The organism is Arminella tubonensis, assembly GCF_003240585.1.
In the GTDB taxonomy this organism is placed as follows: domain Bacteria; phylum Pseudomonadota; class Alphaproteobacteria; order Rhizobiales; family Rhizobiaceae; genus Rhizobium; species Rhizobium tubonense.
Genome location: NZ_PCDP01000038.1, coordinates 156,077 through 181,302, shown reverse-complemented (window position 1 = coordinate 181,302; position 25,226 = coordinate 156,077). Strand labels below are relative to the sequence as shown.

The 25,226-nt window shown below is 61.6% G+C and carries 17 protein-coding genes; 12 read left to right on the top strand and 5 right to left on the bottom strand.

From position 1 onward, the window contains the following. The first annotated feature begins 101 nt into the window (after nucleotides 1-101). From CPY51_RS18285 to CPY51_RS18275, 3 genes are all read left to right on the top strand, one after another. A complete protein-coding gene (locus CPY51_RS18285; RefSeq protein ID WP_111161662.1) occupies nucleotides 102-1,898 on the top strand; it encodes an acyl-CoA dehydrogenase C-terminal domain-containing protein in 1,797 nt (598 codons plus the stop codon). A gap of 197 nt (nucleotides 1,899-2,095) precedes the next feature. Beyond that, a complete protein-coding gene (locus CPY51_RS18280) occupies nucleotides 2,096-3,304 on the top strand; it encodes an acetyl-CoA C-acetyltransferase (protein ID WP_111161661.1) in 1,209 nt (402 codons plus the stop codon). Between the two features lie 13 nt (nucleotides 3,305-3,317). Continuing rightward, a complete protein-coding gene (locus CPY51_RS18275) occupies nucleotides 3,318-5,528 on the top strand; it encodes an FAD-dependent oxidoreductase (RefSeq protein WP_111161660.1) in 2,211 nt (736 codons plus the stop codon). Between the two features lie 614 nt (nucleotides 5,529-6,142). On the opposite strand, the gene CPY51_RS18270 is transcribed toward CPY51_RS18275, so the two are convergent. Then, nucleotides 6,143-6,496, bottom strand: a complete 354-nt coding sequence (locus tag CPY51_RS18270) for a VOC family protein (protein ID WP_111161659.1) — start codon at nucleotides 6,494-6,496, stop codon at nucleotides 6,143-6,145. A 509-nt stretch (nucleotides 6,497-7,005) separates the two neighbouring features. Between CPY51_RS18270 and CPY51_RS18265 the strand changes: the two genes are divergently transcribed. Beyond that, nucleotides 7,006-7,350, top strand: coding sequence for a hypothetical protein (locus CPY51_RS18265; protein WP_111161658.1), 345 nt, complete (start codon nucleotides 7,006-7,008; stop codon nucleotides 7,348-7,350). A 175-nt stretch (nucleotides 7,351-7,525) separates the two neighbouring features. Further along, entirely contained in the window at nucleotides 7,526-7,969 is a 444-nt protein-coding gene (locus tag CPY51_RS18260; protein ID WP_111161657.1) for a YybH family protein, read from the top strand. Nucleotides 7,970-7,979: 10 nt separating this feature from the next. Here CPY51_RS18260 and CPY51_RS18255 read toward each other — a convergent pair whose 3' ends face one another. Next, nucleotides 7,980-11,486: a hybrid sensor histidine kinase/response regulator gene (locus CPY51_RS18255; protein ID WP_111161656.1), complete on the bottom strand. Its 3,507-nt coding sequence runs from the start codon at nucleotides 11,484-11,486 to the stop codon at nucleotides 7,980-7,982. Between the two features lie 217 nt (nucleotides 11,487-11,703). On the opposite strand from CPY51_RS18255, the gene mscL reads away from it, so the two are divergent. The 6 genes from mscL to mmsB all read left to right on the top strand — a co-directional run bounded on the left by mscL (nucleotide 11,704) and on the right by mmsB (nucleotide 18,902). Beyond that, a complete protein-coding gene (gene mscL, locus CPY51_RS18250; RefSeq protein ID WP_111161655.1) occupies nucleotides 11,704-12,138 on the top strand; it encodes a large conductance mechanosensitive channel protein MscL in 435 nt (144 codons plus the stop codon). Between the two features lie 147 nt (nucleotides 12,139-12,285). Beyond that, entirely contained in the window at nucleotides 12,286-13,452 is a 1,167-nt protein-coding gene (locus tag CPY51_RS18245; protein ID WP_111161654.1) for a pyridoxal phosphate-dependent aminotransferase, read from the top strand. A 223-nt stretch (nucleotides 13,453-13,675) separates the two neighbouring features. Next, nucleotides 13,676-14,707, top strand: coding sequence for a UDP-glucose 4-epimerase GalE (galE, locus tag CPY51_RS18240; RefSeq protein ID WP_111161653.1), 1,032 nt, complete (start codon nucleotides 13,676-13,678; stop codon nucleotides 14,705-14,707). 141 nt (nucleotides 14,708-14,848) lie between these two features. Then, a complete protein-coding gene (locus tag CPY51_RS18235; RefSeq protein WP_111161652.1) occupies nucleotides 14,849-16,810 on the top strand; it encodes a putative bifunctional diguanylate cyclase/phosphodiesterase in 1,962 nt (653 codons plus the stop codon). Nucleotides 16,811-16,935: 125 nt separating this feature from the next. Then, the gene (locus CPY51_RS18230; RefSeq protein ID WP_111161651.1) at nucleotides 16,936-18,024 is read left to right on the top strand and encodes an enoyl-CoA hydratase/isomerase family protein; all 1,089 of its coding nucleotides are present in this window, start codon (nucleotides 16,936-16,938) and stop codon (nucleotides 18,022-18,024) included. After that, nucleotides 18,021-18,902 (top strand): 3-hydroxyisobutyrate dehydrogenase, encoded by an 882-nt coding sequence (gene mmsB, locus CPY51_RS18225; protein ID WP_111161650.1) that lies wholly within the window; start codon nucleotides 18,021-18,023, stop codon nucleotides 18,900-18,902. The genes CPY51_RS18230 and mmsB overlap by 4 nt, the downstream gene beginning before the upstream one ends. A 7-nt stretch (nucleotides 18,903-18,909) precedes the next feature. Here mmsB and CPY51_RS18220 read toward each other — a convergent pair whose 3' ends face one another. Continuing rightward, complete coding sequence (locus tag CPY51_RS18220) at nucleotides 18,910-20,979, bottom strand: ATP-dependent helicase (protein ID WP_111161649.1); 2,070 nt, start codon at nucleotides 20,977-20,979, stop codon at nucleotides 18,910-18,912. Between the two features lie 243 nt (nucleotides 20,980-21,222). On the opposite strand from CPY51_RS18220, the gene CPY51_RS18215 reads away from it, so the two are divergent. After that, the gene (locus CPY51_RS18215; RefSeq protein WP_111161648.1) at nucleotides 21,223-22,095 is read left to right on the top strand and encodes an SMP-30/gluconolactonase/LRE family protein; all 873 of its coding nucleotides are present in this window, start codon (nucleotides 21,223-21,225) and stop codon (nucleotides 22,093-22,095) included. Nucleotides 22,096-22,146: 51 nt separating this feature from the next. Here CPY51_RS18215 and secD read toward each other — a convergent pair whose 3' ends face one another. Next, on the bottom strand, nucleotides 22,147-24,699 hold the full coding sequence (gene secD / locus CPY51_RS18210) for a protein translocase subunit SecD (RefSeq protein WP_111161647.1): 2,553 nt from the start codon (nucleotides 24,697-24,699) through the stop codon (nucleotides 22,147-22,149). Nucleotides 24,700-24,795: 96 nt separating this feature from the next. Next, entirely contained in the window at nucleotides 24,796-25,215 is a 420-nt protein-coding gene (locus CPY51_RS18205; protein ID WP_111161646.1) for a hypothetical protein, read from the bottom strand. Between the last annotated feature and the right edge of the window lie 11 nt (nucleotides 25,216-25,226).

Genomic DNA, 25,226 nt, shown 5'->3' with positions numbered 1-25,226 from the left:
CATCACGCAATATTGACGTTTACGCGCACGTCAATATTTTGTATGAACGGTCGAACGCTGGATTTGGCAACCCGGTCGCGGGAATTGGAGGAATTCGAACGATGGCAGTCTACAAGGCTCCGGTGAACGACACGCTCTTCGTCCTCAACGACGTGCTTGGCCTCGAGCGTTACAACAATCTCCCGGGCTTCGCGGATGCCACGCCCGACATGATCGAGGCGATCCTCGGCGAGGCGGGCAAGCTTGCCGAAGAAATGCTCCTGCCGCTCAATTATTCCGGCGACCAGGAAGGCTGCGTCAGGAACAGCGACGCGACGGTCACGACCCCTGATGGCTTCAAGGACGCCTACAAGGCCTATCGCGAGGGCGGCTGGATCGGTCTTGCGGTGCCTGAAGAGTTTGGCGGGCAGGGGCTGCCCTACACCTTGCATGTCGCCGTCGGCGAATATACCTCGGCTGCCAACATGTCGCTGATGATGTATCCGGGCCTGACGCAGGGCGCGATTGCCGCAATTATCGTCCACGGCTCCGAAGAGCAGAAGGCAACCTACCTGCCGAAGATGGTCGATGGAACATGGTCCGGCACCATGAACCTGACCGAGCCCCATTGCGGCACCGACCTCGGCCTGCTGCGCACCAAGGCGGTTCCCCAAGGCGATGGCAGCTACAAACTCACAGGCCAGAAGATATTCATCTCCGCCGGCGAACACGACATGACCGACAATATCGTCCATCTGGTGCTTGCCCGCATCGAGGGCGCGCCGGAGGGAACCAAGGGTATCTCTCTGTTCATCGTCCCGAAATTCCTGGTCGAGAAGGACGGTTCGCTTGGCGCACGCAACGGCGTTTCCTGCGGCGCCATCGAGCACAAGATGGGGATCCACGCCAACGCCACCTGCGTCATGAATTACGACGATGCCACGGGCTACCTGATCGGCGCTGAAAATCGCGGCCTCAACGCCATGTTCGTGATGATGAACGAAGCCCGCCTCAGCGTCGGCCTGCAGGGCGTGGCAATCGCCGAGATCGCCTATCAGAACGCCGCCGCCTACGCCCGCGATCGCCTTCAGGGCCGCTCGCTTTCCGGTGCCAAGGCGCCTGATAAGAAGGCCGATCCGATTATCGTTCATCCCGACATTCGCCGAACATTGATGACCATCCGCGCCTTCAACGAGGCAGGCCGCGCTTTCATGCTCTGGACGGCGCTGAAATCGGACATCGCCCACCGCGCAAGCGACGAGAAGGAGCGGCAAACGGCCGATGACATCCTCGGGCTGGTGACGCCGATCCTGAAAGGCGTGATGACCGACAAGGGCTTCGATCACGCCGTGATGGCGCAGCAGGTCTTCGGCGGCCACGGCTATATCGAGGAACATGGCATGAGCCAGTACGTCCGCGATGCCCGCATCACCATGATCTACGAAGGCGCCAACGGCATTCAGGCTCTCGACCTCGTCGGCCGCAAGCTCGGCCTGAACGGCGGCCGCGCCGTCATGGCTCTGTTCAAGGAGATCGGCGATTTCTGCGAGGAAAACCGCGCCGACGATACCCTGAGCTTCTACACCAAGCACCTGAAGAAGGGCTTGAACGATGCCCAGGCGGCGACCATGTGGTTCATGCAGAACGCCATGGCAAAACCAGACAACGCCGGCGCCGGCTCCACCGACTACATGCACCTCCTCGGCCTCGTCGTCCTCGGGTATATGTGGGCGAAGATGGCCAAGGCAGCGAACGACGGCCTTGCATCCGGCGCCGCCGGGCGCGAAGAGTTTCTGAAGAACAAGCTTGTCACGGCAAAGTTCTACATGGAGCGCATCATGCCTGAAACGGCGCTGCGCAAGACTCGGATCGAGGCAGGAGCCGATACGATGATGGAACTGGCGGCCGAGGCATTTTAAATGGATTCCCTCTTCTCCCCAGCGGGGAGAAGATGTCCGAAGGACAGATGAGGGGGCTGAGCGACGAAGGAACGAGCGGCTGCGCCAAAGCAAAGCCGAGTTTGCCGCCCCTTCATCCGACCCCTTCGGGGCCACCTTCTCCCCGCGGGGGAGAAGGTATTAAATCACCGGCCTCACCGCCGCAGGGAGACGAAAACATGACCGACGTTTTCATTTACGACCATGTGCGCACGCCGCGCGGACGGGGAAAGAAGGATGGTTCGCTGCACGAGGTACCGTCCGTCCGTCTGGCCGCGAAGACCCTGGAGGCGATCCGTGACCGCAATGGGCTGGACACCGCAACCGTCGACGACATCATCATGGGCTGCGTCGATCCCGTGATGGATGCCGGCGCCGTCATTCCGAAGGCGGCCGCTTTCGAGGCCGGTTATTCGACCAAGGCTCCAGGCATGCAGATCTCCCGCTTCTGCGCCTCGGGGCTCGATGCCGTGAACTTCGCGGCCGGCAAGATCGCGCAAGGGGCTGATGACATCGTCATCGCGGGCGGTGTCGAGAGCATGTCGCGCGTCGGCCTCGGCATGGCCGGCGGCGCATGGTTCATGGATCCGTCGGTCAATTTCCCGGCCTATTTCATGCCGCAGGGCGTCTCCGCCGACCTGATAGCGACGAAATACGGCTTCTCCCGCACTGATGTCGATGCCTATGCCGTGGAAAGCCAGAAGCGCGCCGCCCATGCGTGGGCAAGCGGCTGGTTCGACAAGTCGGTCATTCCGGTCAAGGACCAGAACGGCCTGACGATCCTCGACAAAGACGAGCACATGCGCCCCGGCACTGACATGCAGGCGCTCGGCGCGCTCAATCCTTCGTTCCAGATGCCCGGCGAGATGGGTGGCTTCGAGGCCGTCGGCATCCAGGCGCATCCGGAAATCGAGCGCATCAACTATGTCCATCACGCCGGCAATTCCTCCGGCATCGTCGACGGAGCGGCCGCGGTCCTGCTTGGCTCGAAAGCCGGCGGCGAGGGCATGGGCCTGAAGCCGCGCGCCCGTATCAAGGCCTTCGCCAACATCGGCTCCGATCCGGCGCTGATGCTGACCGGGCCGGTCGACGTCACCGAAAAGCTGCTGAAGCGCTCCGGCATGACGCTTGCTGACATCGACCTGTTCGAGCTCAACGAAGCCTTCGCCGCGGTGGTTCTGCGCTACATGCAGGCATTCGATATTCCGCACGACAAGATCAACGTCAACGGCGGCGCCATCGCCATGGGCCACCCGCTCGGCGCGACCGGCGCGATGATCCTCGGCACGGTGCTTGACGAACTGGAGCGGCGCGACCTGAACACCGCGCTGGTAACGCTCTGCATCGGCGCCGGCATGGGTACCGCCACGATCATCGAACGCGTCTGAGGGAGAGTTAGTCATGACTTACACAAATTTCACCTTGGAAACCGACGCCGACAATATCGCCCTCGTCACCTGGGACATGCCCGGCAAATCGATGAACGTCTTCACGCCTGAGGTGATGGACGAGCTCGACGCCATCATCGACGCGACGGTTGCCGACGCCGGCATCAAGGGCGTTGTGATCACGTCGGGGAAATCCTCCTTCTCCGGCGGCGCCGACCTGTCGATGATCAAGTCGATGTTCACCTTCTATCATGACGAAAAAGCTCGCGACCCGGCGACAGCGGCGCAGAAACTCTTCGACCTTGTCGGCCGCATGACCGGTCTGTTCCGCAAGCTCGAAACTTGCGGCAAGCCATGGGTATCGGCCATCAACGGCACCTGCATGGGCGGCGCGCTGGAAATGTCGCTCGCCTGCCATGGCCGGGTTGCCTCGAATGCGAAGAGCGTCAAGCTCGCACTGCCGGAGGTGAAGGTCGGCATCTTCCCGGGTGCCGGCGGCACGCAGCGCGTCTCGCGCCTCGCCAATGCGCAGGATGCCCTGCAGATGATGACGACGGGCTCGTCGCTGACGCCAGCGCGCGCCAAGGCCATGAACCTCGTCCATCAGGTGGTCGACCCGGATCAGCTGATCCCGGCGGCCAAGCAGATGATCAAGGATGGCCTGAAGCCGATCGCCCCATGGGACGAACGGGGCTATAAAGTCCCCGGCGGCGGCATCTGGACACCGGCCTCGGCGCAGCTCTGGCCGGCAGCGCCAGCCATTCTCCGCCGCGAGACGGCAGGCAATTATCCCGGCGCGCTGGCAATCCTCAAATGTGTCTACGAAGGCCTGCAGGTGCCGTTCGACACCGCGCTGAAGATCGAGCAGCGCTATTTCACGCAAGTTCTGCAGACCACCGAAGCCTTCTCGATGATCCGCTCGCTGTTCGTCTCCATGCAGGAACTCGGCAAGGGCGCCCGCCGCCCGAAGGACCAGCCGAAGTCGCAGCTGAAGCATGTCGGCATCGTCGGCGCCGGTTTCATGGGCGCTTCGATCGCCTACGTCACCGCAGCGGCAGGCATCCGGGTCACCCTGATCGATCGCGACATGGACGCCGCGACGAAGGGAAAGACTCATTCCGAAGGCCTGGTGAAGGACTCAATCGGTAAGGAAAGACTAACGCAGGACGAGGCAACCGCACTGCTCGCCAATATCACTCCATCTGCCGACTACCACGACCTGAAGGACGCCGATCTGGTGATCGAGGCGGTATTCGAGGACCGCGACGTCAAGAAGGCGGTCATCGAGGCTGTCGAAGCCGTGCTGCCGGAAGGCGCCCTCTTCGCCTCCAACACCTCGACCCTGCCCATATCGGGCCTCGCCAAGAGCTCGAAGCGTCCGAAGGACTTCATCGGCATCCACTTCTTCTCGCCCGTCGAGAAAATGATGCTGACCGAGGTCATCCTCGGCAAGGAAACCGGCGACCGGGCGCTGGCCGTCGCGCTAGATTTCGTTGCCGCCATCAAGAAAACCCCGATCGTCGTCAACGACACGCGCGGCTTTTACGTCAATCGCTGCGTCTTCCGCTACATCCACGAAGCCTACGACATGCTGATCGAAGGCGTGCCGGCAGCTATGATCGAGAACGCCGCGAAGATGGCCGGCATGCCGGTCGGCCCACTGTCTCTCAACGATGAAGTCGCCGTCGACCTCAGCCAGAAGATACTCAAGGCAACCGTCGCCGACCTCGGCCCCGAGGCTATCGATCCAAAGCACCTGGCGCTGATCAACAAGATGGTCGACGACCTCGACCGCCGGGGCCGCAAGAACGGCAAGGGTTTCTACGATTATCCGGCGAAACCGGCCAAGAAGACGCTTTGGCCCGGCCTCAAGGAATTCTATCCGCAGAAGAAGCCCGACGAGGTCGACGTCAAGGTGCTGAAGCAGCGCCTGCTGGTCACGATCGCCCTCGAAGCCGCCCGCACCATCGAGGAAGGCATCGTCACCGACCCCCGCGAGGCCGACGTCGGCTCCATCCTCGGCTTCGGCTTCGCCCCCTACACCGGCGGCACGCTCAGCTACATCGACGGCATGGGCCTCAAGACCTTCGTCGCCCTCTGCGAAACGCTGGCAAGCGCCTACGGCGAACGCTTCCAGCCGACGCCGCTCCTGAAGGAGATGGCCGCCAAGGGCGAGACGTTCTATGGCCGGTTCGATCCATATGGGGTGAGCAAGGCGGCGTGATCCTCCACGTGAATGGCGGGTTGCGATCGGGTGAGGGGGGCTGATTCAAACATCGTCGAGCCGCCCCACCACCCGCCCTCGCCGTGCGCGGCTAGACGCCACAGCGGGACACCGCCCGCCCTCGCCCTTCGAGGCTCCAGCCCTTCGCAAGCTCAGGCCGCTCCGCACCTCAGGGTGAGGGCTATCTTCTGTGCGCCGGGGGTCACATGGGTTCCTTTTTACGCTCGCACGCAAAAACCTCCGCCGATCCTCATCTGAGAGCGTTTGCTTTTTCAGGCGCAAAACCCTCCCCGACCTCACCCTGAGAGCATTTGTTTTTCCAGTCGCAAAGCCCCCTCCGCCCTCGCCCTTCGAGGCTCCAGCCCTTCGCAAGCTCAGGCCGCTCCGCACCTCAGGGTGAGGGCTATCTTCTGTGCGCCGCAGGGGCCTCTATCTCGCCATGGGGTCCTTTTGCGCTCCCACGCGCAAACCCTCCCCGATCCTCATCTTGAGAGCGTTTGCTTTTTCCGGCGCAAAACCATCTCCGCCCTCATCCTGAGGCACTTTTGCGGCGCTAGCCGGAAAAGCCTCGAAGGACGAGGCCGGCCCCCGCAGGCCCCGCGGCCAACTGCCGCCTAACCCACATGCCCCAAAACATTGACCACGTTCCCAAACGGATCGCGCACATAAAACCGGCGCACGCCCCAGGGCTTATCCGTCAGCGGATACACGATCGGGAATCCCGACCTCTTTGCCGCCGCGAAGACCTCGTCCACATTATCCACCTCGATCGAGATATCGGGAACCTCGGTGCCCGAGCCGCCTTCGCTGGCGATGCTCAATTGTGGTTTCATACTTGCCCCCGCGCCGAATGTGACGATCCACCCGTGGTCCATGAGGATGTCCAGGCCGAAAAGGTCGCCGTAAAATGCGCGGGCCTTCTCCGGTTCAGCGGCCCATAGATTGGCGACAATCCTCAGCACGGTCATGGCCTTACTCCCTGTTTTCGCTTTCGGCAGGTGTAGCGCTTTTCTGATGAATGCAAAAATATGCAGCTTCCAGTTTCCCCGCTCCCCAAACCGCGCGCCATAATCATCGGGCCTTCGTCGCCGGAGTGTTTCGCGAGACGGTCGCGGATAGGCGGGGGCTGGTGCCCTGTTTGAGGCCGTAACGTGCGGTTGACGGCAGGGAGGCGCATGCTACGGCCGCGATCCGTCAAAAGATCGCTTCTGGTCAAGTCTCCCCCAGGGCTCCGAGCCCCGGTTTGGGTCAACCATGCAAGCACGGGCGTCAAAACTCGTGTGCAGCGAGACGAGGCGCGCGTCTCAAGGGGCCGGAAGCCCCGAAGAACGCCAAAGGCCACGCAAATGCGGAGCCACCTATAAAACAAAAACCCGAGGTTCCGCATTTGCGTGGGCTCTCCGGACCGATTCATCGACAGACCGCGGACGGAAGCGTCCCGTGGAGGGCGAAGCCTGGCTTTTTGAGGAGAGCGACATTGAGAAAAAAGCAGAATGAACCGGGCGAGCAACCCACATTTGTGGTCCGTGGCAAGAAAATGACCCAGGAGCAATTTATGGGCCTGCCCTTTCCCGAGAGGGCCGCCGTCTACCTTCCCGGCACGCGTTATGCAGCTGAGGTCTGCGCCTTCTGGAAGACCTGCCGCTTGCCTCCGTGCCGCCGGGCAAAGGCCTGCCGCGGCGAGGTCAGGCCAGACGCCGACATGCCCTCATGGCAACTGGCTTTCCCACCCTGCACCCGCGGCGACGAAGAGCTGAAGTGGAAACTGATCAATACCGTCACCCGGCTTCAAGACGAACTTCGGGCCAAGCACCGGAAGTGACTTTTCAGAGCAATTCCAGCAAAAGCGCGCAGCGGTTTTGCGCCCGGAATTGCGCAACAAAAAGTTAGAGCGTTTTCGCGATTCGAAGAAAAGCGGAAATATTCTAAGGGCCGTTGTCGGATTTCGTCGCCTCCGATCGTCCTTCGGAAAGTCACCAACCAAGGAGGACCGTGACATGGACAACACGATTGGCGGCAAAACCGAGCAGGCGGAGATCAATGCGACGCTTCAGCGTTGGGGACAGGCGATGGGCGGCAAGGATGCGGCAGCGGCCGTGGCCGAGCTTACTGACGACGTCATCCAGTTCACGCTGGCAGCGCCGCTCTCGTTCGAGGGTAAGAGTGCCGAGGGCCTGGCAGCCTGGTTTACGACCTGGGACGGCCCGATCGGCGGCGAGGTTCGCGATGGCAGGCTGACAGCGGGAGACACCGCCGCCTTCTGGAGCGGATTGATGCACATGACAGGGACGAAGACAGATGGCGTCAAGGTCGACCTCTGGTTCCGCCAGACGCTCGGGCTGGTGAAGACGGGTGGAAAATGGAAGATCGCCCATATCCACACCTCGGTCCCCTTCGCCATGGATGGCAGCGGGTTGGCCGAGCTCGGGCTCAAGCCATAGCTGCCGATACCTACTCGGCGGCCGCCCGTTTCAGGCTGGAGACCTGCGCCAGGTAGGCGCGCAGCGCCGCCGGACGAACCGGCTTCTGCTGCAGCCCGATCCCATGCTTCTCCGCTTCCGCCCGCACCTCGGGCGAACGGTCGGCGGTGATGACAAGAGCCGGAAGATCGCGGCCATATCTCTGGCGCAACAGGCCGATCGCGTCGATGCCGGTCCCGTCGCCGAGGTGATAGTCGGCGATGACGATATCAGGCGGTGTATCCGTTGCCGGCATTTCTGCAAGCGCCGCCAGCGAAGGGGAGACCGCAACTTCGCATCCCCAGCCGGACATCAGCAGCTGCATGCCCTCGAGAATGTCAGGTTCGTTGTCGACGCAGAGAATTTTGAGCCCCCGGAGGCTCCGCATTGCCCGGTCGGCAACGGAGGCGGACGGCACGGTGGTCTCGATGGTCTGCGTCAGGTCGAGCGGCATGACGATGCGGAAATCCGTGCCGCGACCGGGGATCGAGCGCAGCTCGACCGGGTGGTCGAGAACCCGGGCGATGCGGTCGACGATCGAAAGCCCGAGGCCGAGGCCAGATGCGGTCTTTGCGCCCTCGTCCAGCCTCGCAAATTCCTTGAAGACGGTGCGGAACTTCGATGCGGGAATGCCGATGCCGGAATCCATCACCTGGATGATGACCTTGTTGCCGCGCCGGCGTGCACCGATGAGGACCTTGCCGGTCGGGGTATATTTGATCGCGTTCGACACGAGGTTCTGCACCACGCGACGAAGCAGGTTCGGGTCGGAGCGCACCTTCAGCGTCGTCGGCATGACCACCAGCTTCAGCCGCTTTTCCCGCGCGATCGGCGCAAAATCGGTCTCGATACGCTGAAGGAGGGCGGAGAGCGCCACCGACGCCATGCGCGGCTTCATCGCCCCGGTGTCGAGCCGGGAAATATCGAGCACGGCGCCAAGGATGGTCTCGACCGATTCCAGCGCCGAATCGATGTTGCGAACCATCGCGCTGCTGTCGCTGGCACCCAGCCGCTCGACCAGCGCAGAGGAATAGAGCCGGGCGGCATTGAGCGGCTGCAGGATGTCGTGGCCGGCAGCGGCGAAGAACCGCGTCTTGCCGATATTCGCCTCGTCGGCGGAAGCCTGCGCCTCGGCAAGCTCGCGGTTGACCCGCGTAAGCTCGGCCGTGCGCTCCGCAACGCGCTGCTCCAGGGTCTCGTTTGCCTGCTTCAGCGCCCGGTCGGCGGCAACGCGCTGCGTGCTGTCGGTAAGCGTCGCGACGAAACCCTTGTCGGGCATGGCGTTCGAGCGCACCTCGATGATCCTCTCGCCGCCTGCGAGCACCAGCGGAAAGGGCTTGTCCAGTGTCAGGAAGTGCTTGACGACCTGGGCCTGCTCGGCAGCCGTGATATCGCCGCGTTCGCTGAGGATCGCAACGATGTCGGCCAGCGGAAACCCCACCTGGCCGACGGTCTCCGGCAAGTCGAGAAGCTGGCGGAAGCGACGGTTCCAGATCGTCAGCCGGTTGTGGCTGTCGAACACCGCGATGCCCTGGTCCATCTGCGAAAGCGCCGTCTGCAGCATGTCCTGGTTATATTGCAGCGCCTCGCTGGCTTGATCCAGCAGCCACGCGGTATCGGCCGAGGCGTCCTCCATCTTCTGCAAAATCAGCGACAGCACCAGACGGGCCGAAGAGGAGCCGATGGCGCTGCCGAGCAGTTGTTCGGAAAAATGGATCAGCGCGATATCGGCCGGCTGGTCGTCCTCGAGCCTCCGCCCCGCAGTTCGCTCATAGGTGTTGAACGACCGCTGCATCCGCTCCTCGCCGAGATAGCGGGCAATCGCGGTCTTCAGGTCGCCGACGCTGACGCGCGTTTTCCAGCCTCGGGTGGCAAATTGCGAGCGCGAGTGGCGCGTCACGAAGATGCCGGCCTGGATGCGCTCCAGAGGCCGGGCGTTGCGGGTGAGCGAACCGAGGACGAATGCCGCGGTGTTGACCAGCAGGCTGAGCACGGTCGCGTTGACAAGGGGATCGGTGTCTGGACCGGCAAAGACGCTTGCCCCTGGGAAGATGAAGGAAAGCACGGCAGAGGAGACGTAGGTGTAATCAGGCCCACCGAGGCTCGGGAGGAACAGCAGATATGCCCAGATGAGGAAGCCGGAGCTCAGGCCGAGGATGGCACCTCGCGCATTGGCCCGCCGCCAGATCAGCCCACCGAACAAAGCCGGCGCCATCTGCGCCACGGCTGCGAACGACAGAAGGCCGATCGAAGCAAGCCCGGTGGTGCTGTCGGTCGAGCGATAATAGCCGTAGCCGAGAAGCAGCACGCCGAAGATCGCCGTTCGCCTGATGTGCAGCAGCCGGTGGGCGAAGTCCTCGCGCTGGCCGCCATTGGCCATCAGCTTGCGCCGGAGGAAGATCGGCATGACGATATCGTTGGAAATCATGATGGAGAGAGCCACCGAGGCAACGATGACCATGGCGGTTGCGGCCGAAAAGCCGCCGATGAAACTGACCAGCGAAACCACCGGCATCTGGCCGGCAAGCGGCAGCGACAAGACGTAGAGGTCGGCATTGCCGCTGCCGCCGAAGGTCAATACCCCGCCGATCGCGACCGGGATGACGAAGATGTTGATCGCAATGAGATAAAGCGGAAACAGGATGCCGGCGAGCCTGAGTTCCTTGGCGCTGTGGTTCTCGACGACGGTGACATGAAACTGCCGCGGCAGCATGATGATTGCGAATGCGGAGAGCAGCGTCAGCGTGATCCACCGGCTGAGCGGCGTTTTATATTCGAGCGCCGACATGGCCATGCTGTTCTGCAGGGTCTTTGCCCAGAGATCGGCCGGCCCGTCGAACATGAACCAGATGACGCAGATGCCGACCGTCAGCAAAGCCAGCAGCTTGACGACGGACTCCATCGCGATCGCCAGGATCAGGCCGTCCTGATGCTCCGTCGCATCGGTGTGCCGCGTGCCGAACATGGTGGCAAAACAGGCAAGCACCACGGTGACGATCAGCGGCAGGTCGAGGAAATAGAGATTGCCCCTGCCGATGCCATAGTCGGAAGGATTGACCATTGCCGAGACGCTTGATGAAACCGCCTTCAGCTGCAGGGCGATATAGGGAATTGCGCCCACCAGCGAGATCAATGCTACAATCGTCGCGACGGTCGAGTTCTTGCCGTATCGGGCAGCGATGAAGTCGGCGACCGACGTCAGCTTCTCGGCTTTGGCAAGTTCGATGATCCGCCGCATGATCGGCATGCCGAGGGTAAAGACGAGGATCGGGCCGATGTAGATGCCGGTAAATTCCAGTCCTTTTTGCGAGGCCAGGCCGACGCCGCCGAAATAGGTCCAGGAGGTGCAGTAGATCGCAAGGCTCAGCGCATAGACGACGGGACGACCGAGTTCCGGCAATGTCCGGGCACGGCTCATGCGGTCGCCATAGCTTGCCACGGCGAAAAGCAGCAGCAGATAGCCGAAAGCCGAGGCGAATATGACCCATCCCGGAAGCATGCGTCCTCCCCGGGCGCTTCGCAGTTGTGATGCAAGCTTAGGTCAAATCGCAAGCGTTGAAAATGCAGGCGGGCCTTAGTCTTAAGTCACATCTTCTGGGGGAAGTGGCATAAACTGCACCGCAATGGGGCAATTGTCTATTGAACAACCGAGCTAAAGATGTAGCTAATGATTTCAAAGGCATGTTCAACCGTAGCGCAGGGAAGGGGACTAATCGATGCTCAATGAGTTCAAAGCGTTTATCGCTCGTGGCAACGTCATGGATCTGGCAGTCGGTGTGATCATCGGCGGCGCGTTCGGCGGCATTGTCAAATCTCTCGTCGACGATATCATCATGCCGGTCGTCGGAGCCGTCTTCGGCGGGTTCGATTTCTCCAACTATTTCATTCCGCTTTCGCACAACGTCAATGCGCCGTCGCTGGCTGCCGCCCGTGCACAGGGTGCGGTCTTCGCCTATGGCAGCTTCCTGACGGTCCTGATCAACTTCCTGATCCTTGCCTGGATCATTTTCCTGATGGTCAAGGGCGTGAATGTCCTGCGTGCCCAGGTCGAACGGCGTGAGGATGCAGCCGCCGAAGCAGCGCCTCCAGCGGAGGATGTAGCCCTGCTGACCGAAATCCGCGACCTGCTCGCCAGGCGGCCGCTGGCTTGATCCTCGCTCCCGGCGCGCCGGTCTCATAGGGAACGGAGCGCCATTCATCACTGAAATCGATCTGTTGCTCAGGCAAAGTCATGGGATTTGGCCCCAAAACTGCGGTATGCCCGACTGCAGTATGAAAGCTCGAACTGGAGACTTTGCGTGTCGATATTGAATAGCTTGAGCCCGCGCGCTTTGGCAGCACCTGAAAGCGGGATCGTCGAAGTCGTGAACTATGCCCGTGGCCGCGATGGGCTCCTGCCGCTTTGGGCCGGCGAAGGCGATTTGCCGACCCCCGATTTCATCAACCGGGCGGCGATGGCATCTCTTTCCGCCGGCGAGACGTTCTACACCTGGCAGCGCGGCATCCCGGAGCTTCGGCAAGCCCTCTCCAATTACTACGCCAGGCATTTCGGCGTATCGCTGCCGCTTGAGCATTTCTATGTCACGGGCTCCGGCATGCAGGCGATCCAGCTGGCTGTGCAGGCGATCACCTCGCCCGGCGACGAGATGATCTACCTGACGCCCGCCTGGCCCAATATATCAGCCGCTCTCGAAATATCGGGCGCCCGTTCCGTCGGCGTGCCATTGCGGTTCGAAAACAGCAAATGGGCTGTTGACCTTGAAAAACTGGAAGCGGCAATCACGCCGAAGACCAAGGGCATATTCGTCAACACGCCGTCGAACCCGACCGGGTGGACTGCTACACACAAGGACCTGACGGATATCCTCGCCGTCGCCCGCAAGCATGGCCTCTGGATCATGGCGGACGAGATATATGCGCTCTACTACTACGGCGGCAGCCGGGCGCCGTCCTTCCTCGATGTCAAGGAAGCCGATGACCGGATCATGTTCGTCAATTCCTTCTCCAAAAACTGGTCGATGACCGGCTGGCGCGTTGGCTGGATCGTCGCCCCGCCTGAAATCGGCCAGGTCATGGAAAACCTCGTCCAGTATTCCACGTCAGGCGTCGCGCAGTTCCTGCAGAAAGGCGCGGTTGCCGCCCTCGACGAAGGCGATGATTTCGTCCGGTCGAATATCGAGAAGGCAACGCTCTCCCGCGACATCCTCTGCGATGCGTTGATCGCCACCAACCGCGTCGAGACGCTGAAGCCGGACGGCGCCATCTACGCTTTCCTGAAGATCGACGGCATAACCGACAGCCGCCAGGCGGCGCTCGATATCGTCGACAAGACGGGGGTCGGCCTCGCGCCGGGCACGGCATTCGGTCCAGGCGGCGAGCTTTTCCTGCGCGCCTGCTTCCTGCGCAATCCGGTCCATGTCGCCGACGCCGCAGAGCGTCTCTGCGACTATATCCTCAAGCGCTGATTGCACTCCCCAGCTCCTGCGATACCCGAGCCCGGTTTTCCCCGCCGGGCTTTTTCATGCCTATAATCCAAAGTCGATAAACTTTGAACGAAAGGCGGAAGCCGCCCGTAACCATAGGATCAATCTTCCGCTTCTCAACGGCGCAAAAGGTGGGTTCATAATCAAATCTGAAAGAAAGCGAGCTCCATATGCTTCCCGCAGGACAACTCAGGGACGCGAACAAATGGCGGTATTGGTAACAGGCGGCGCCGGTTATATCGGTAGCCACATGGTCTGGACCTTGCTGGATGCCGGCGAGGATGTGGTTGTGGTCGACCGGCTTTCCAGCGGTTTCCGCTGGGCCGTGGCGCCCGCCGCTCGCTTCTATCTGGGCGATGCCGCCGATGAGGCGCTGCTTCAAAAGATTTTCACCGAGAACGACATCGAGGCCATCATCCATTTCGCCGGTTCGGCCGTGGTTCCCGTCTCGATAACCGATCCGCTTGCCTATTATGAAAACAACACGGGCAAGACCCGTTCGTTGATGAGCGCGGCGGTCAAGGCGCGCGTCCGTCACTTCGTCTTTTCATCGACCGCAGCGGTTTATGGCCCGCAAGCCTCTTCGGAACCCGTGTCGGAGACGGCACCGCTTCATCCCGAAACGCCCTATGGATATTCGAAGCTTATGTCGGAGCTCATGCTGCGCGATGCAGCTGCCGCCTACGACTTCCGTTATGTGGCGCTTCGTTATTTCAACGTTGCCGGCGCCGACGCGAAAGGCCGGACAGGCCAATCGACCGATGGCGCCACCCATCTGGTCAAGGTCGCCTGCGAGGCAGCGCTTGGCAAACGTCCCCAGGTGGATATCTACGGCACGGATTACCCGACACACGATGGTACGGGCGTGCGCGACTACATCCATGTCACCGACCTGACCGACGCTCATCTGAAAGCGCTGCATCGCCTGCGCGGCGGCGGCTCGTCGCTGGTCGCCAATTGCGGCTATGGCATGGGCTATTCCGTGCTCGATGTCCTGAACATGGTCACGCGCGTCCATGGCCATGCGTTCAAGATCCGCATGGCGCCGCGCCGTCCCGGGGATGCCGCAAGCGTCGTTGCAGATTCGAGCCTGGCGCGCAGGGAGCTGTCCTGGACGCCGAAATATAATTGCATGGAAACCATCGTGCGTTCGTCGCTCGACTGGGAAAACTATCTGGGCCAACGTTCTAACCTCGATCTCGAGAGCACGCGCAAGGCATTGGCGGCGAGCTTCTAGGTCGAAGCTACGTTCTCCATCGTATAAGTGAGGGCTCGGAGAGTAGAGAGTACCATTTATGAGATAATTCTAATTGGTCATATTAGAGATAACTGAAAATCAAGACTTCTGTGGTTTTTTCTTTGCAAACGGAAGGACGCCATGAAGAACTTACTTTCAGGAATGCGCCTGCAAAGAGACAACCCGAAATTCCTCGTGGCTCAGTACGATGCCCTGTCATCGCAAATCCCAATTCTCTACATCCTGCTGATAATCAATGCTCTGGCCGTTGCCATAACGCATATCCATGCAGCCCCGCTTTGGCTGGCGCTGTACATCCCCGTCTCACTCAGTGTCGTTTGCATCTTCCGAATTGCCTGGTGGCAGTTGAACGGCAAAGGGAAACTGAACGCCGATCAGGCATATCGGGTGATGTATCGAACGGTTTATGCGGCCGGCATATTGACCTTCTGCTTCGCGGGCTGGGCAACCGCCCTCTACCAGTACGGCAATGCCTACCAGCAAGGCCAGATCGCATATTTTCTCGTGGTCACCGGCATTTCCTGCATCTTTTGCCTGATGCACCTGCCGGCGGCTGCGATCGTGACGACGGCGACGACCTTTTCGACGATGGTGATCGTCTTCATGTTCTCCGGCAATCCGGTCTTCCAGGCGACAGCGACGAGCGTCATCTTCCTTGCCTACCCGTTCCTGAAGGTTATCCAGAGCTATTTCGAGAATTTCGCTGGCCTGGTCCGCTTGACGGAGGAACTCGGCGAACAGCGCGCCGAAGCCGAGCAGTTCAATCTCGTCAATAGCCGCAATGCGCTTCAGGACCAATTGACCGGCCTCGCCAACCGCCGCAGCTTCTTTCGCGAGCTGCAGCGCCAGGTGAGGGAGCGTCCGAACGAGCCGCCTGTTGTCGGTCTGGTCGATCTCGACGGCTTCAAGCCGGTCAACGACGTCTTCGGCCATTCCGCCGGTGATATGGTCTTGAAGGAGAGCGCCATCCGCTTCGTGGCGCTGATGGGGGGCGAAGGCATGGTGTCGCGCCTTGGCGGCGACGAGTTCGGCATCATCTTTCCCCACGGCATGAGCCCCAGCCGGATCAGCGACCTCGGCCAGGAGTTCTGCACTACCTTGCGGGAGCCCTACGAAATCCCCGGCGGTTCCATCCGCATCTCCGGCTCCTGCGGCATCGTTTGCCCGGAGGGCACCGGCCATTCCGCCGAGGAGCTCTATGAAAAGGCCGACTTCGCGCTCTACCAGGTCAAGAGCAAGCGCAATGGCAGCGTCGAGTTCTTCTCGCAGGACCACGAGGCCATCCTCAAGCAGCGCCATCTCATCGAGCTTGAATTGCAGGGCGACGACTTTGCCAACGAGCTATCGCTCGAATACCAGCCGGTGATCGATCTGGCGACCGGGCGTGTCGTCGGTTTCGAGGCGCTGGCCCGCTGGAACAGTGCCCGCTTCGGCCGCATCAGCCCTGATGCCTTCGTCCCGGCAGCCGAGCGCACGGCGATGATCGGCAAGATGACCCGAATTCTCTTTGCGCAGGCCCTTGAAGGGCTTGCCGCCATTCCGAAGCCGCTGCGGCTTTCGTTCAACCTCTCGGCCCGCGACATCTGCGACCACGAGACCTCGATGGCGCTGCTGTCGATGATCAATACATCCGGCATCGACCCGCGCCGCATCGAGTTCGAGATCACCGAAACGGCGCTGCTCTCGGATTTCGATACCGCTTACGAGGTGATCGGCCTGCTTCGCAATGCCGGTATCACCATCGCCCTCGACGATTTCGGGACAGGCTTTTCAAGCCTCAGCCACATCCACCGGCTGGAGTTCGACAAGATCAAGATCGATAAGAGCTTTGTCCTGCAGTTCGAAAAGGACATCCGTTGCATGAACATCACCCGGTCGGTCGCGAGCCTCTGCCACAACCTCGGGATCGATTCCGTCGCCGAAGGTGTCGAAACCGCCGAGATAGCCCATGCGCTTTATGCGTCCGGCGTCCGACTGGCGCAGGGATATCATTTCTCCCGGCCGCTCCCCCTGCGTCAGGCGATCAATTTCGCGCTCAAGAGCATGGGTGCCGAGAATGAGCGTGACGTCCTGCGGGCCTGAAAACGCCGATCATCGTCACCGTTTCGATCCTTCTGACCGCGCTCGCAATCTTATTGCTGTCGAGCGCTGGACAGACAGGCGAAAGGTGCCCATGTCCTTGATGTCGATGGATGTGGAGGGACCGAATGCAGACCGAAATCACGGACGAGGTCGTTGTCGGCCGCAGCGGATCGGCGGGCACCATTCGCCTCAATCGTGCGAAAGCGCTGAACAGCCTCACCTTGCCCATGGTCCGCGCAATCGCCAAGGCGCTGGAAGACTTCGCCGCTGATGCCGAAATCGCCAGCGTCGTCATCATGGGCGAGGGGGAACGGGGCTTCTGCGCCGGCGGCGATATTCGCGCCTTGTACCAGAGCGGCCGAAATGAAGGCGGCGACGCCACCGCATTCTGGCGCGAGGAGTTCCAGCTGAACCACGCGATCGCCCATTATTCGAAACCCTATGTCGCGCTGATGGACGGCATAACCATGGGCGGCGGCGTCGGGCTTTCGGCACATGGCAGCCACAGGGTCGTCACCGAGCGCACCCGGCTCGCCATGCCTGAAACCGGGATCGGCTATTTTCCAGATGTCGGTGCCACCTGGCTTCTGCCGCGCGCACCCGGCGAAACGGGAACCTGGATGGCCCTGACCGGTCTCGATGTCGGTGCGGCCGACGCGATCCATGCCAATCTGGCTGACCATTGCGTGTCGTCGGCAGAGCTTCCTGAACTAGTCGACGCGATAGGCAGGCTTCCACGCAGGGCCTCCGCCGCCGAGGTGAATGCGGTGATCGCCGCCATGGGACGGGAACCCGGGGAGGCACGTCTGGCCGCCCACGGCGAACTGATAGACCGCCTGTTCGCCCACGATAGCGTTGAGGAAATAGTAGACGCGCTCGCATCCGAGCAAGGGGATTTCCCTCAGACAACGCGAAGTCTCATCGCCACCCGCTCGCCGACCAGCCTCAAGCTGACGCTGAGGCTGCTGCGCGCCGGCCGCGATAGCGCCAGCCTTGCAGAATGCCTCGAACGGGAGCTTGGCGCCTGCCTGCAGATCCTCCACAATCCGGATTTCTACGAGGGTATTCGCGCCGCGGTGATCGACAAGGATCGCAATCCCGCGTGGTCGCCACCAAGCCTTGCAGGCGTCGATGATGCGATGATCGATCGCTTCTTCATTTCGGCGAAGCCGCCGCTCTTCGAAAAACACGATGAGAAGGAACAGCAACCATGACACGGATCGCATTCATCGGCCTTGGAAATATGGGTGGCCCCATGGCGGCCAACCTGGCGAAGGCCGGGCATACCGTCACCGGCTTCGACCTGTCGCACGACATGCTGAAGGCAGCCGAAGCGACCGGCGTCAAGCCGGCCAACGTGATGACGGAGGCGCTGGCCGACGCCGAGGTGGTGATCACCATGCTGCGCAAGGGCTCGCAGGTGCTGACCGTCTGGAACGACATCATCCGCTCCCCTGCCAAGGACACCTTGCTGATCGATTGCTCGACAATCGATGTCGACAGCGCCCGCAAGGCGCATGCCATGGCCAAGCAGGCAGGCTGTCTGTCGCTGGATGCACCTGTCTCAGGCGGCACCAAAGGCGCGGCGGCAGCAACGCTGACCTTCATGGTTGGCGGATCGGAAGAGGGGTTCGCCAGGGCCAAACCGCTGCTGGAAGCGATGGGAAAGACGATCGTCCATTGCGGCGACGGCGGCACCGGTCAGGCCGCGAAGATCTGCAACAACATGATCCTCGGTATCTCGATGATCGGCGTCTGCGAAGCTTTCGTGCTGGCGGAAAAACTGGGTCTTTCGCACCAGGCGCTCTTCGACGTGGCCTCGACGTCTTCGGGCCAGTGCTGGTCGATCAACAGCTATTGCCCGGTTCCCGGCCCCGTTCCGAGTTCGCCGGCCAATAATTCCTTCAAGCCCGGCTTTGCAGCCGACCTGATGCTGAAGGATCTCAACTTGTCGCAGGAGGCAAGCCTTTTGGTCGGCGCAACGACGCCGCTCGGCGCGGCGGCGGCCCAACTCTTCGGCATGTTCGAGAAGCAGGGCAATGGCGGCAGGGATTTCTCCGCCATCATCGAGATGTTCCGCCAGCGCACCTGAGAAACCGTCAGCGCCACATTCCGCGCATGCGGGCACCTACATCGACACGGACCTGCCGTGCCTGAGCCATTGCGGCGCTATCGGCGCGAACCTGCGGCCAGCCGCAGACTTCGAAGAACTGCAGCAGCGTTGCCGGGATAAAGCGGCTGCGCGATGCATAGACATGCCGGTCGCCCTGCGCGTTTTGTCCGTGCGTGAAGAAGCGCTGCGGCAGAACGAGGTCGAGGCTATCCTTGGCACGCGTCATCGCGACATAAAGCAGCCGCCGCTCCTCCTCGATCTCCGCGCTGGTGCCGACGCCGAGATCGGACGGGATGCATCCGTCGACGACGTTGAGCATGAACACCTTCGTCCATTCCTGGCCCTTGGCGGAATGGATGGTCGACAGAATGAGGTAGTCCTCGTCAAGCAGCGGCACGCCCGCCTGGTCGCTGGTAGCATCCGGTGGATCGAGCGTCAGTTCGGTCAGGAAGCGTTCGCGCGAGGGGTAGCCGCCGGCAATCTGCTCAAGCTGGATGAGATCGGCCTGCCGCATAGACGCGTCCTCATGCAGGCGGTCGAGATGCGGCTCGTACCAGCGGCGGACCAGGCCGATTTCCGCTGGCCAGCCGGCCTTGCCGGTCTGCAGCTCCTGCAGCGTCGCGACGAACGACGTCCAATCGTCGCCGGTGCGGGCAGGGGTCGGAATGTCGGTGAGAGCCCCGATAGGATTTGCCGTCTCGCTCATCTGGTCGAGAACGCGCTGCGCAGTCGAAGGGCCGACGCCCGGGAGCAACTGCATCAGCCGGAAGCCTGCAACGCGGTCGCGCGGGTTCTGGGCAAAGCGAAGGGCTGCGAGCATGTCCTTGACATGGGCGCTGTCGAGGAACTTCAGGCCGCCGAACTTGACGAACGGAATATTGCGCCGCGTCAGTTCGATCTCCAGCGGCCCGCTATGGCCCGAAGCGCGAAAGAGCACGGCCTGCTGTTTCAGCCGCGTACCGCCCTCGCGGTTTTCCAGCACCATGTCAGCGACATAGCGTGCCTGATCCGCCTCGTCCCGCACGGTCACCAGCCGCGGCCGCTCGGCCGATTGGCGTTCGGTGCGGAGGTTCTTGGTGAACCGCTCGGAGGCGAGGTCGATCACGGCGTTGGCCGCCGCCAGAATGGGTTGCGTCGAACGATAGTTGCGGTCGAGAGTGACGACATTGGCGGCGGGGCTGAACGATCCCGGAAAATCAAGGATGTTGCGCACAGTCGCCGCCCGGAACGAATAGATCGACTGCGCATCGTCGCCAACGACGGTCAGCCCGTGTCCGCCCGGCTTCAAAGCCATCAGGATCGACGATTGCAGCCTGTTGGTATCCTGATACTCGTCCACAAGCACATGGTCGAACCGCCCGCCGATATCGTCAGCGATCAGCGGTTCATGGACCATATGGGCCCAGTAGAGCAGCAGATCGTCGTAATCGAGCACGTTCTGAACCTGCTTGGCTTCGACATATGCAGCGAAAAGCTCCCGCAGCTGCTTCTCCCAGGCCGCACACCAGGGAAATGCGTCACGCAGGATTTGCTCCAGCGCCGTTTCCGAATTGACGACGCGGGAATAGATCGCAAGGCAGGTGCCCTTCGTCGGAAAGCGACTTTCGGTTTTCGAAAAACCAAGCTCATGGCGAACGAGGTTCATGAGGTCGGCGCTGTCCTCCCGGTCATGGATGGTGAAGGCGGGATCAAGGCCGATCTGTTCGGCATAGTCGCGCAACAGCCTCGCGCCGATACCGTGGAAGGTGCCGGTCCAGGCGAGCGCGTCGGTGATGATCCCGGCATTGGCGCCAAGCACCTGGGTGCAGATCCGCTCGACGCGACGCGCCATCTCGGAGGCCGCCCGGCGGGAAAAGGTCATGAGGAGAATGCGGCGCGGGTCGGCGCCCTTGACGATGAGGTGGGCGACGCGATGGGCAAGCGTATTGGTCTTGCCGGACCCTGCGCCGGCGATCACCAGCAGCGGCCCGGAAATATGGCTGCCCTCGATCTCGGTGCCATGCTCGACCGCCAGGCGCTGCTCCGGGTTGAGTTTCTCCAGATAACCGGCGTTCATCAGGTCTCCTGCATTGCCCCGGATACGGCCCCTGACATGTCGACGATACCCTCGATAAGGAATCAAAGCCTATTAGGCAGTGGGAATGTTCTGTAGATGTTCCGACTCGCCTCCGGGTGTCAAGTCGATCAAGCTGCTTTGACGCGCGCCCAAATGAGGCATGAGGGTTGCTGACGTCCGTTTACATAAAGCGTTGAACAAGTTAGCCTTGTCATGCGTTTTAACGTCTGCTTCGGAGGACGCATGAACGAGACGATCGCAACCGGACTACATCTGCCTGACGGGCCGGTAGGGATGGCTGACGGACGTATTGCGCTTACCGAAATGGAAGATGATCGCGGCTGCCTGACGATCATCGACGCCGGTATAAAACACCGTGAAATCTGCCGGCCCGGCGGCCGCCCTTCGGGGCTGGCGGTCGACGGCGACGGTTGTTTCTGGGTGGCCGGCGGACCCGAGAACTGCCTGGTAAGACTGTCGCCCAAGGGCCGGACGCTCCAGCTGATCGAGGGTACGGAAGACGGCCCGTTCGTCTTTCCGAACGATCTGGCCTTTGGCCCCGACGGCCTGCTCTACATGACGGATTCAGGCGTGGAGATTTCCAATCTCGTCGAAGGCGTCGGGATCCGTCCTGATTTTCTGAGCGCGCCGTATAACGGCCGCGTCTACCAGATCGACCCTCGGGAAGGCCGTGTGCTGCGTACGCTTGCAACAGGCTTGTTGCTGGCCAACGGTATCGCCTTCGACGCCGAGGGCCTGCTGTACTACAGCGAGACCCTGACGGGAAATGTCTATCGCCAGATCGTCGGCGGTCGGCAGGAAATCTTTGCGCACGTTCTTAAAACGCCGATGAAGGAGCAGCTGAAAGGTCCGGCGGGCATGGCCTTCGATCGCGACGGCACGCTCTATTGCACCGTCTACGGGCAGGGAGACGTCTGCCTGATCGATCGGAACGGTGCCAAGTCCGGGCACATTCCCACGAACGGGCTGTTGCCCGGGAACATTGCCTTCACGCTGGATGGAAAATACGCGCTCATCACCGAGCAGGAGCGGGGCGTGGTCGAGCGCATTCCGGCGCCGAAACCGGGCATGCCGCTACACATGCCGTCGATCTGAACCACCTGCGAGCGTGCCCGAATTGCCGGGCACGCTCCTTTTGCTTGACCATTATTCCGCGGCCGGAAGCTGCTTCTGCGCCGCAGCCTTGTCGGCCTCGGCCTGCTTCACTTCGTTCGTATGGCGGTGGCGGGTGCGCCAGTCGCCGAGGAACAGCAGGATAGGCGCCGCAATGAAGATCGACGAGGCGCCGGCGACAAGAATGCCGAAAACCATCGGGATCGCGAAGCTGGACACTGCGCTGCCGCCCCAGATCGCCATTGGCACCAGAGCGAGAAAGGCGGTGGCGTTGGTGTAGAGGCTTCGCGCCAGGGTTTCGTTGATCGACTTGTCGATGATCTCGCGCAGCGGCATCGACTTGTAGAGCCGCATGTTTTCACGCATGCGGTCGTAGACCACGACCTTGTCGTTGACCGAGTAGCCGACCAGCGTCAGGATGGCGGCGATAGCCGTCAGGTTGAAATCGAGGCCGGTGATCGCGAAAAATCCGATCGCCTTGGTGACGTCGAGTACCAGCGTGACGATGGCACCCACCGCAAACGGCCATTCGAACCGTGCCCAGATGTAGAACAGCATCGCCAGGCTGGCGATCACGACCGACAGAATACCAGCCCAGGCAAGCTCGCCGCTGACCTTCGGACCGATGACATCTGTACCTTCGATCGTGGCCGACGGATCGATCTTCCCGACTTCGGTCTTCAGCTTTTCGACAGCCGCGGTCTGTGCCGCTTCTCCGCCATCCTGCCGTTGAGCCCGGACGAGGATGGTGTTGTTGTCGCCGAACGACTGCAGACTGATTTCACCGAGGCCAAGCGTGTTCAGGCCCTCGCGGAATGTCGAAAGATTGGCCGGGTCCTTGGTCTTTACAGACATCTGGATGCCGCCACGGAAGTCGACGCCATAGTTCAGGCCGGGATAGATAAACAGTGCGATGGAGGCGATCGAAAGGAATGCCGAGACACTCACGCCGAAGAAGCGTGCCTTCATGAACTGGATGTGCCGGTCATAAGGGCTGAACCGGAACAGCGACTGAATGTTGATCACCTTCAGCTTGCGGCGGCGGGCGATGGCAATCATCACGACACGTACGAAAGCGACCGACGTGAACATCGAGATGATCAGGCCGAGGCCCATGGTCACGGCGAAGCCGCGAATAGGACCCGAGCCGAAATAGAACAGAATGGCTGCAGCGATCAGGGCCGTCATATTGCCGTCGATGATGGTCGAATATGCGCGGCGGAAGCCGTTATCGATAGCGGCGAAGGCACTCCTTCCCTTGCGGGTTTCCTCGCGAATACGCTCGTTGATGAGGACGTTCGCGTCGACAGCAAGACCGATGCCAAGAACGACACCGGCAATACCGGGCAGCGTCAGCGTTGCGCCAACGAGCGTCAGCGCCGAGAAGGTCAGAACCGTATGGATCAGCAGCGCCACATTCGCCAGGATGCCCCAGGCACCATAGAGAACGAAGATGAAGGCTGCGACGAGCGCAAAGCCGACAATGCCGGAATAGATGCCCATCCTGATGGCGTCGCTACCGAGATCGGCGCCGACGGTGCGTTCTTCGATGATGGTAAGCTTGGCAGGCAGGGCGCCGGCGCGCAGCAGGGCTGAAAGCGTGGTCGCGCTCTCCGCCGTGAAGTTGCCGGAAATCTGGCCGGAACCGCCGGTGATGGGTTCGCGGATGACAGGCGCGCTCAGCACCTTGTTGTCGAGGACGATGGCAAACGGCTTGCCGACGTTTTCGCGGGTGATCTCGGCAAAGCGATTGGCACCGGCGCTGTCGAAGCGGAAGGTAACCAGCGGCTCATGCGTGTTCGGATCGAAGCTGACGCGCGCGTCGGAAAGACGGTCGCCGGACAGTTCGACACGATCCTGGATCGGATAGCTGTTGCCCTTTTCGTCCTTCATGACGGTGACGCCCGGGCCGGGATTGGTGATATCGCCGCCCTCGGCGAGCATGTGAAACGACATCTTGGCTGTCGAACCGAGCAACTCGCGCAGTCGCGACGGATCCTGCGTACCCGGAAGCTGAACGAGAACACGGTTGCTGCCGATGCGCTGGATGGTCGGTTCGGCGACGCCCACCTGGTCGACGCGCTGGCGAATGACCTCGAGGCTCTGCTGGACCGCATTGTCGACGTTGGCCGCGATACCGGCTGGCGAGAAGGCGAGCGTGATCGTGCCGTTGTTCTGGTTGATCGCCAGGTCCGACTGCCCGGCGGTAATACCGGTGTTGATCGTGTTGGCGAGCGTCTTGAGCTCGGTGACCGCAGCGTCGGTCTGCGTCGGATCGGTCACGACAACGACGATCTGGTCCTTGTTCTGGACGATCGACTTGGTCAGGATGTTCTTGGCGCGCAGAACGCGACGGGCGTCCCCGACCAAGGATTGCAGCCGTTCGTGGGTAAGGTCGCCTTCGTCGACTTCCAGCACCAGGTGCGAGCCGCCGCGAAGGTCAAGGCCGAGAGAAACCTGGGAATGGGGAAGCCACGCCGGAATCCGTGCCAAGGTAGCCTGTGGCAGCATGTTCGGGAGGGCGACGAGGAAGCCAAGCACGATGATCACCGCATAGGTGAACACCAGCCATGGTGAGGTGCGCATATGTTTAATCCTTGAATATGCTTGTGCCAGCGGAAAAATCGCTGGCTTGCATGTCTGTCGTCATTTTGGAGATGCGCCGCTTGGCGCGTGATCGGGTCAGGCCGCGACGAGTGGTGGTCCACGAGCCAGATAGGGCCTGAACGAAACTGCCGTGGCAGGGGCTGCACCGGCAAGATCGCGCGGCTGCGATATCGGATTGAAGATCGAGAGCGACGGCGGCACTGGAGCCAGCGCTGCGTTGCCGTCATGCCAGCTGCCTTTTGCATCTGCATTTCGCTCGACCACAACGATGCCGCGCGCAGTATCGCGCAGGGATTGATAGAGCGGCTGGTTGCTCTTGCCGGCTGAAAAGCTGCTGGTCTCGGTATTGGCTATCGCGCCGAACCCGCCGCCCAGCGCAAGTCCGATATAGGCAAAGAAAGCGACGACCAGCGAGGCGATCATGCGCGGCATGGCGCGATGCGTCCTGTAGTCGGTTTCTTCGCTATCGGCAACGCCGGTTTCGAACGGATTCAAGGGTTGAAACG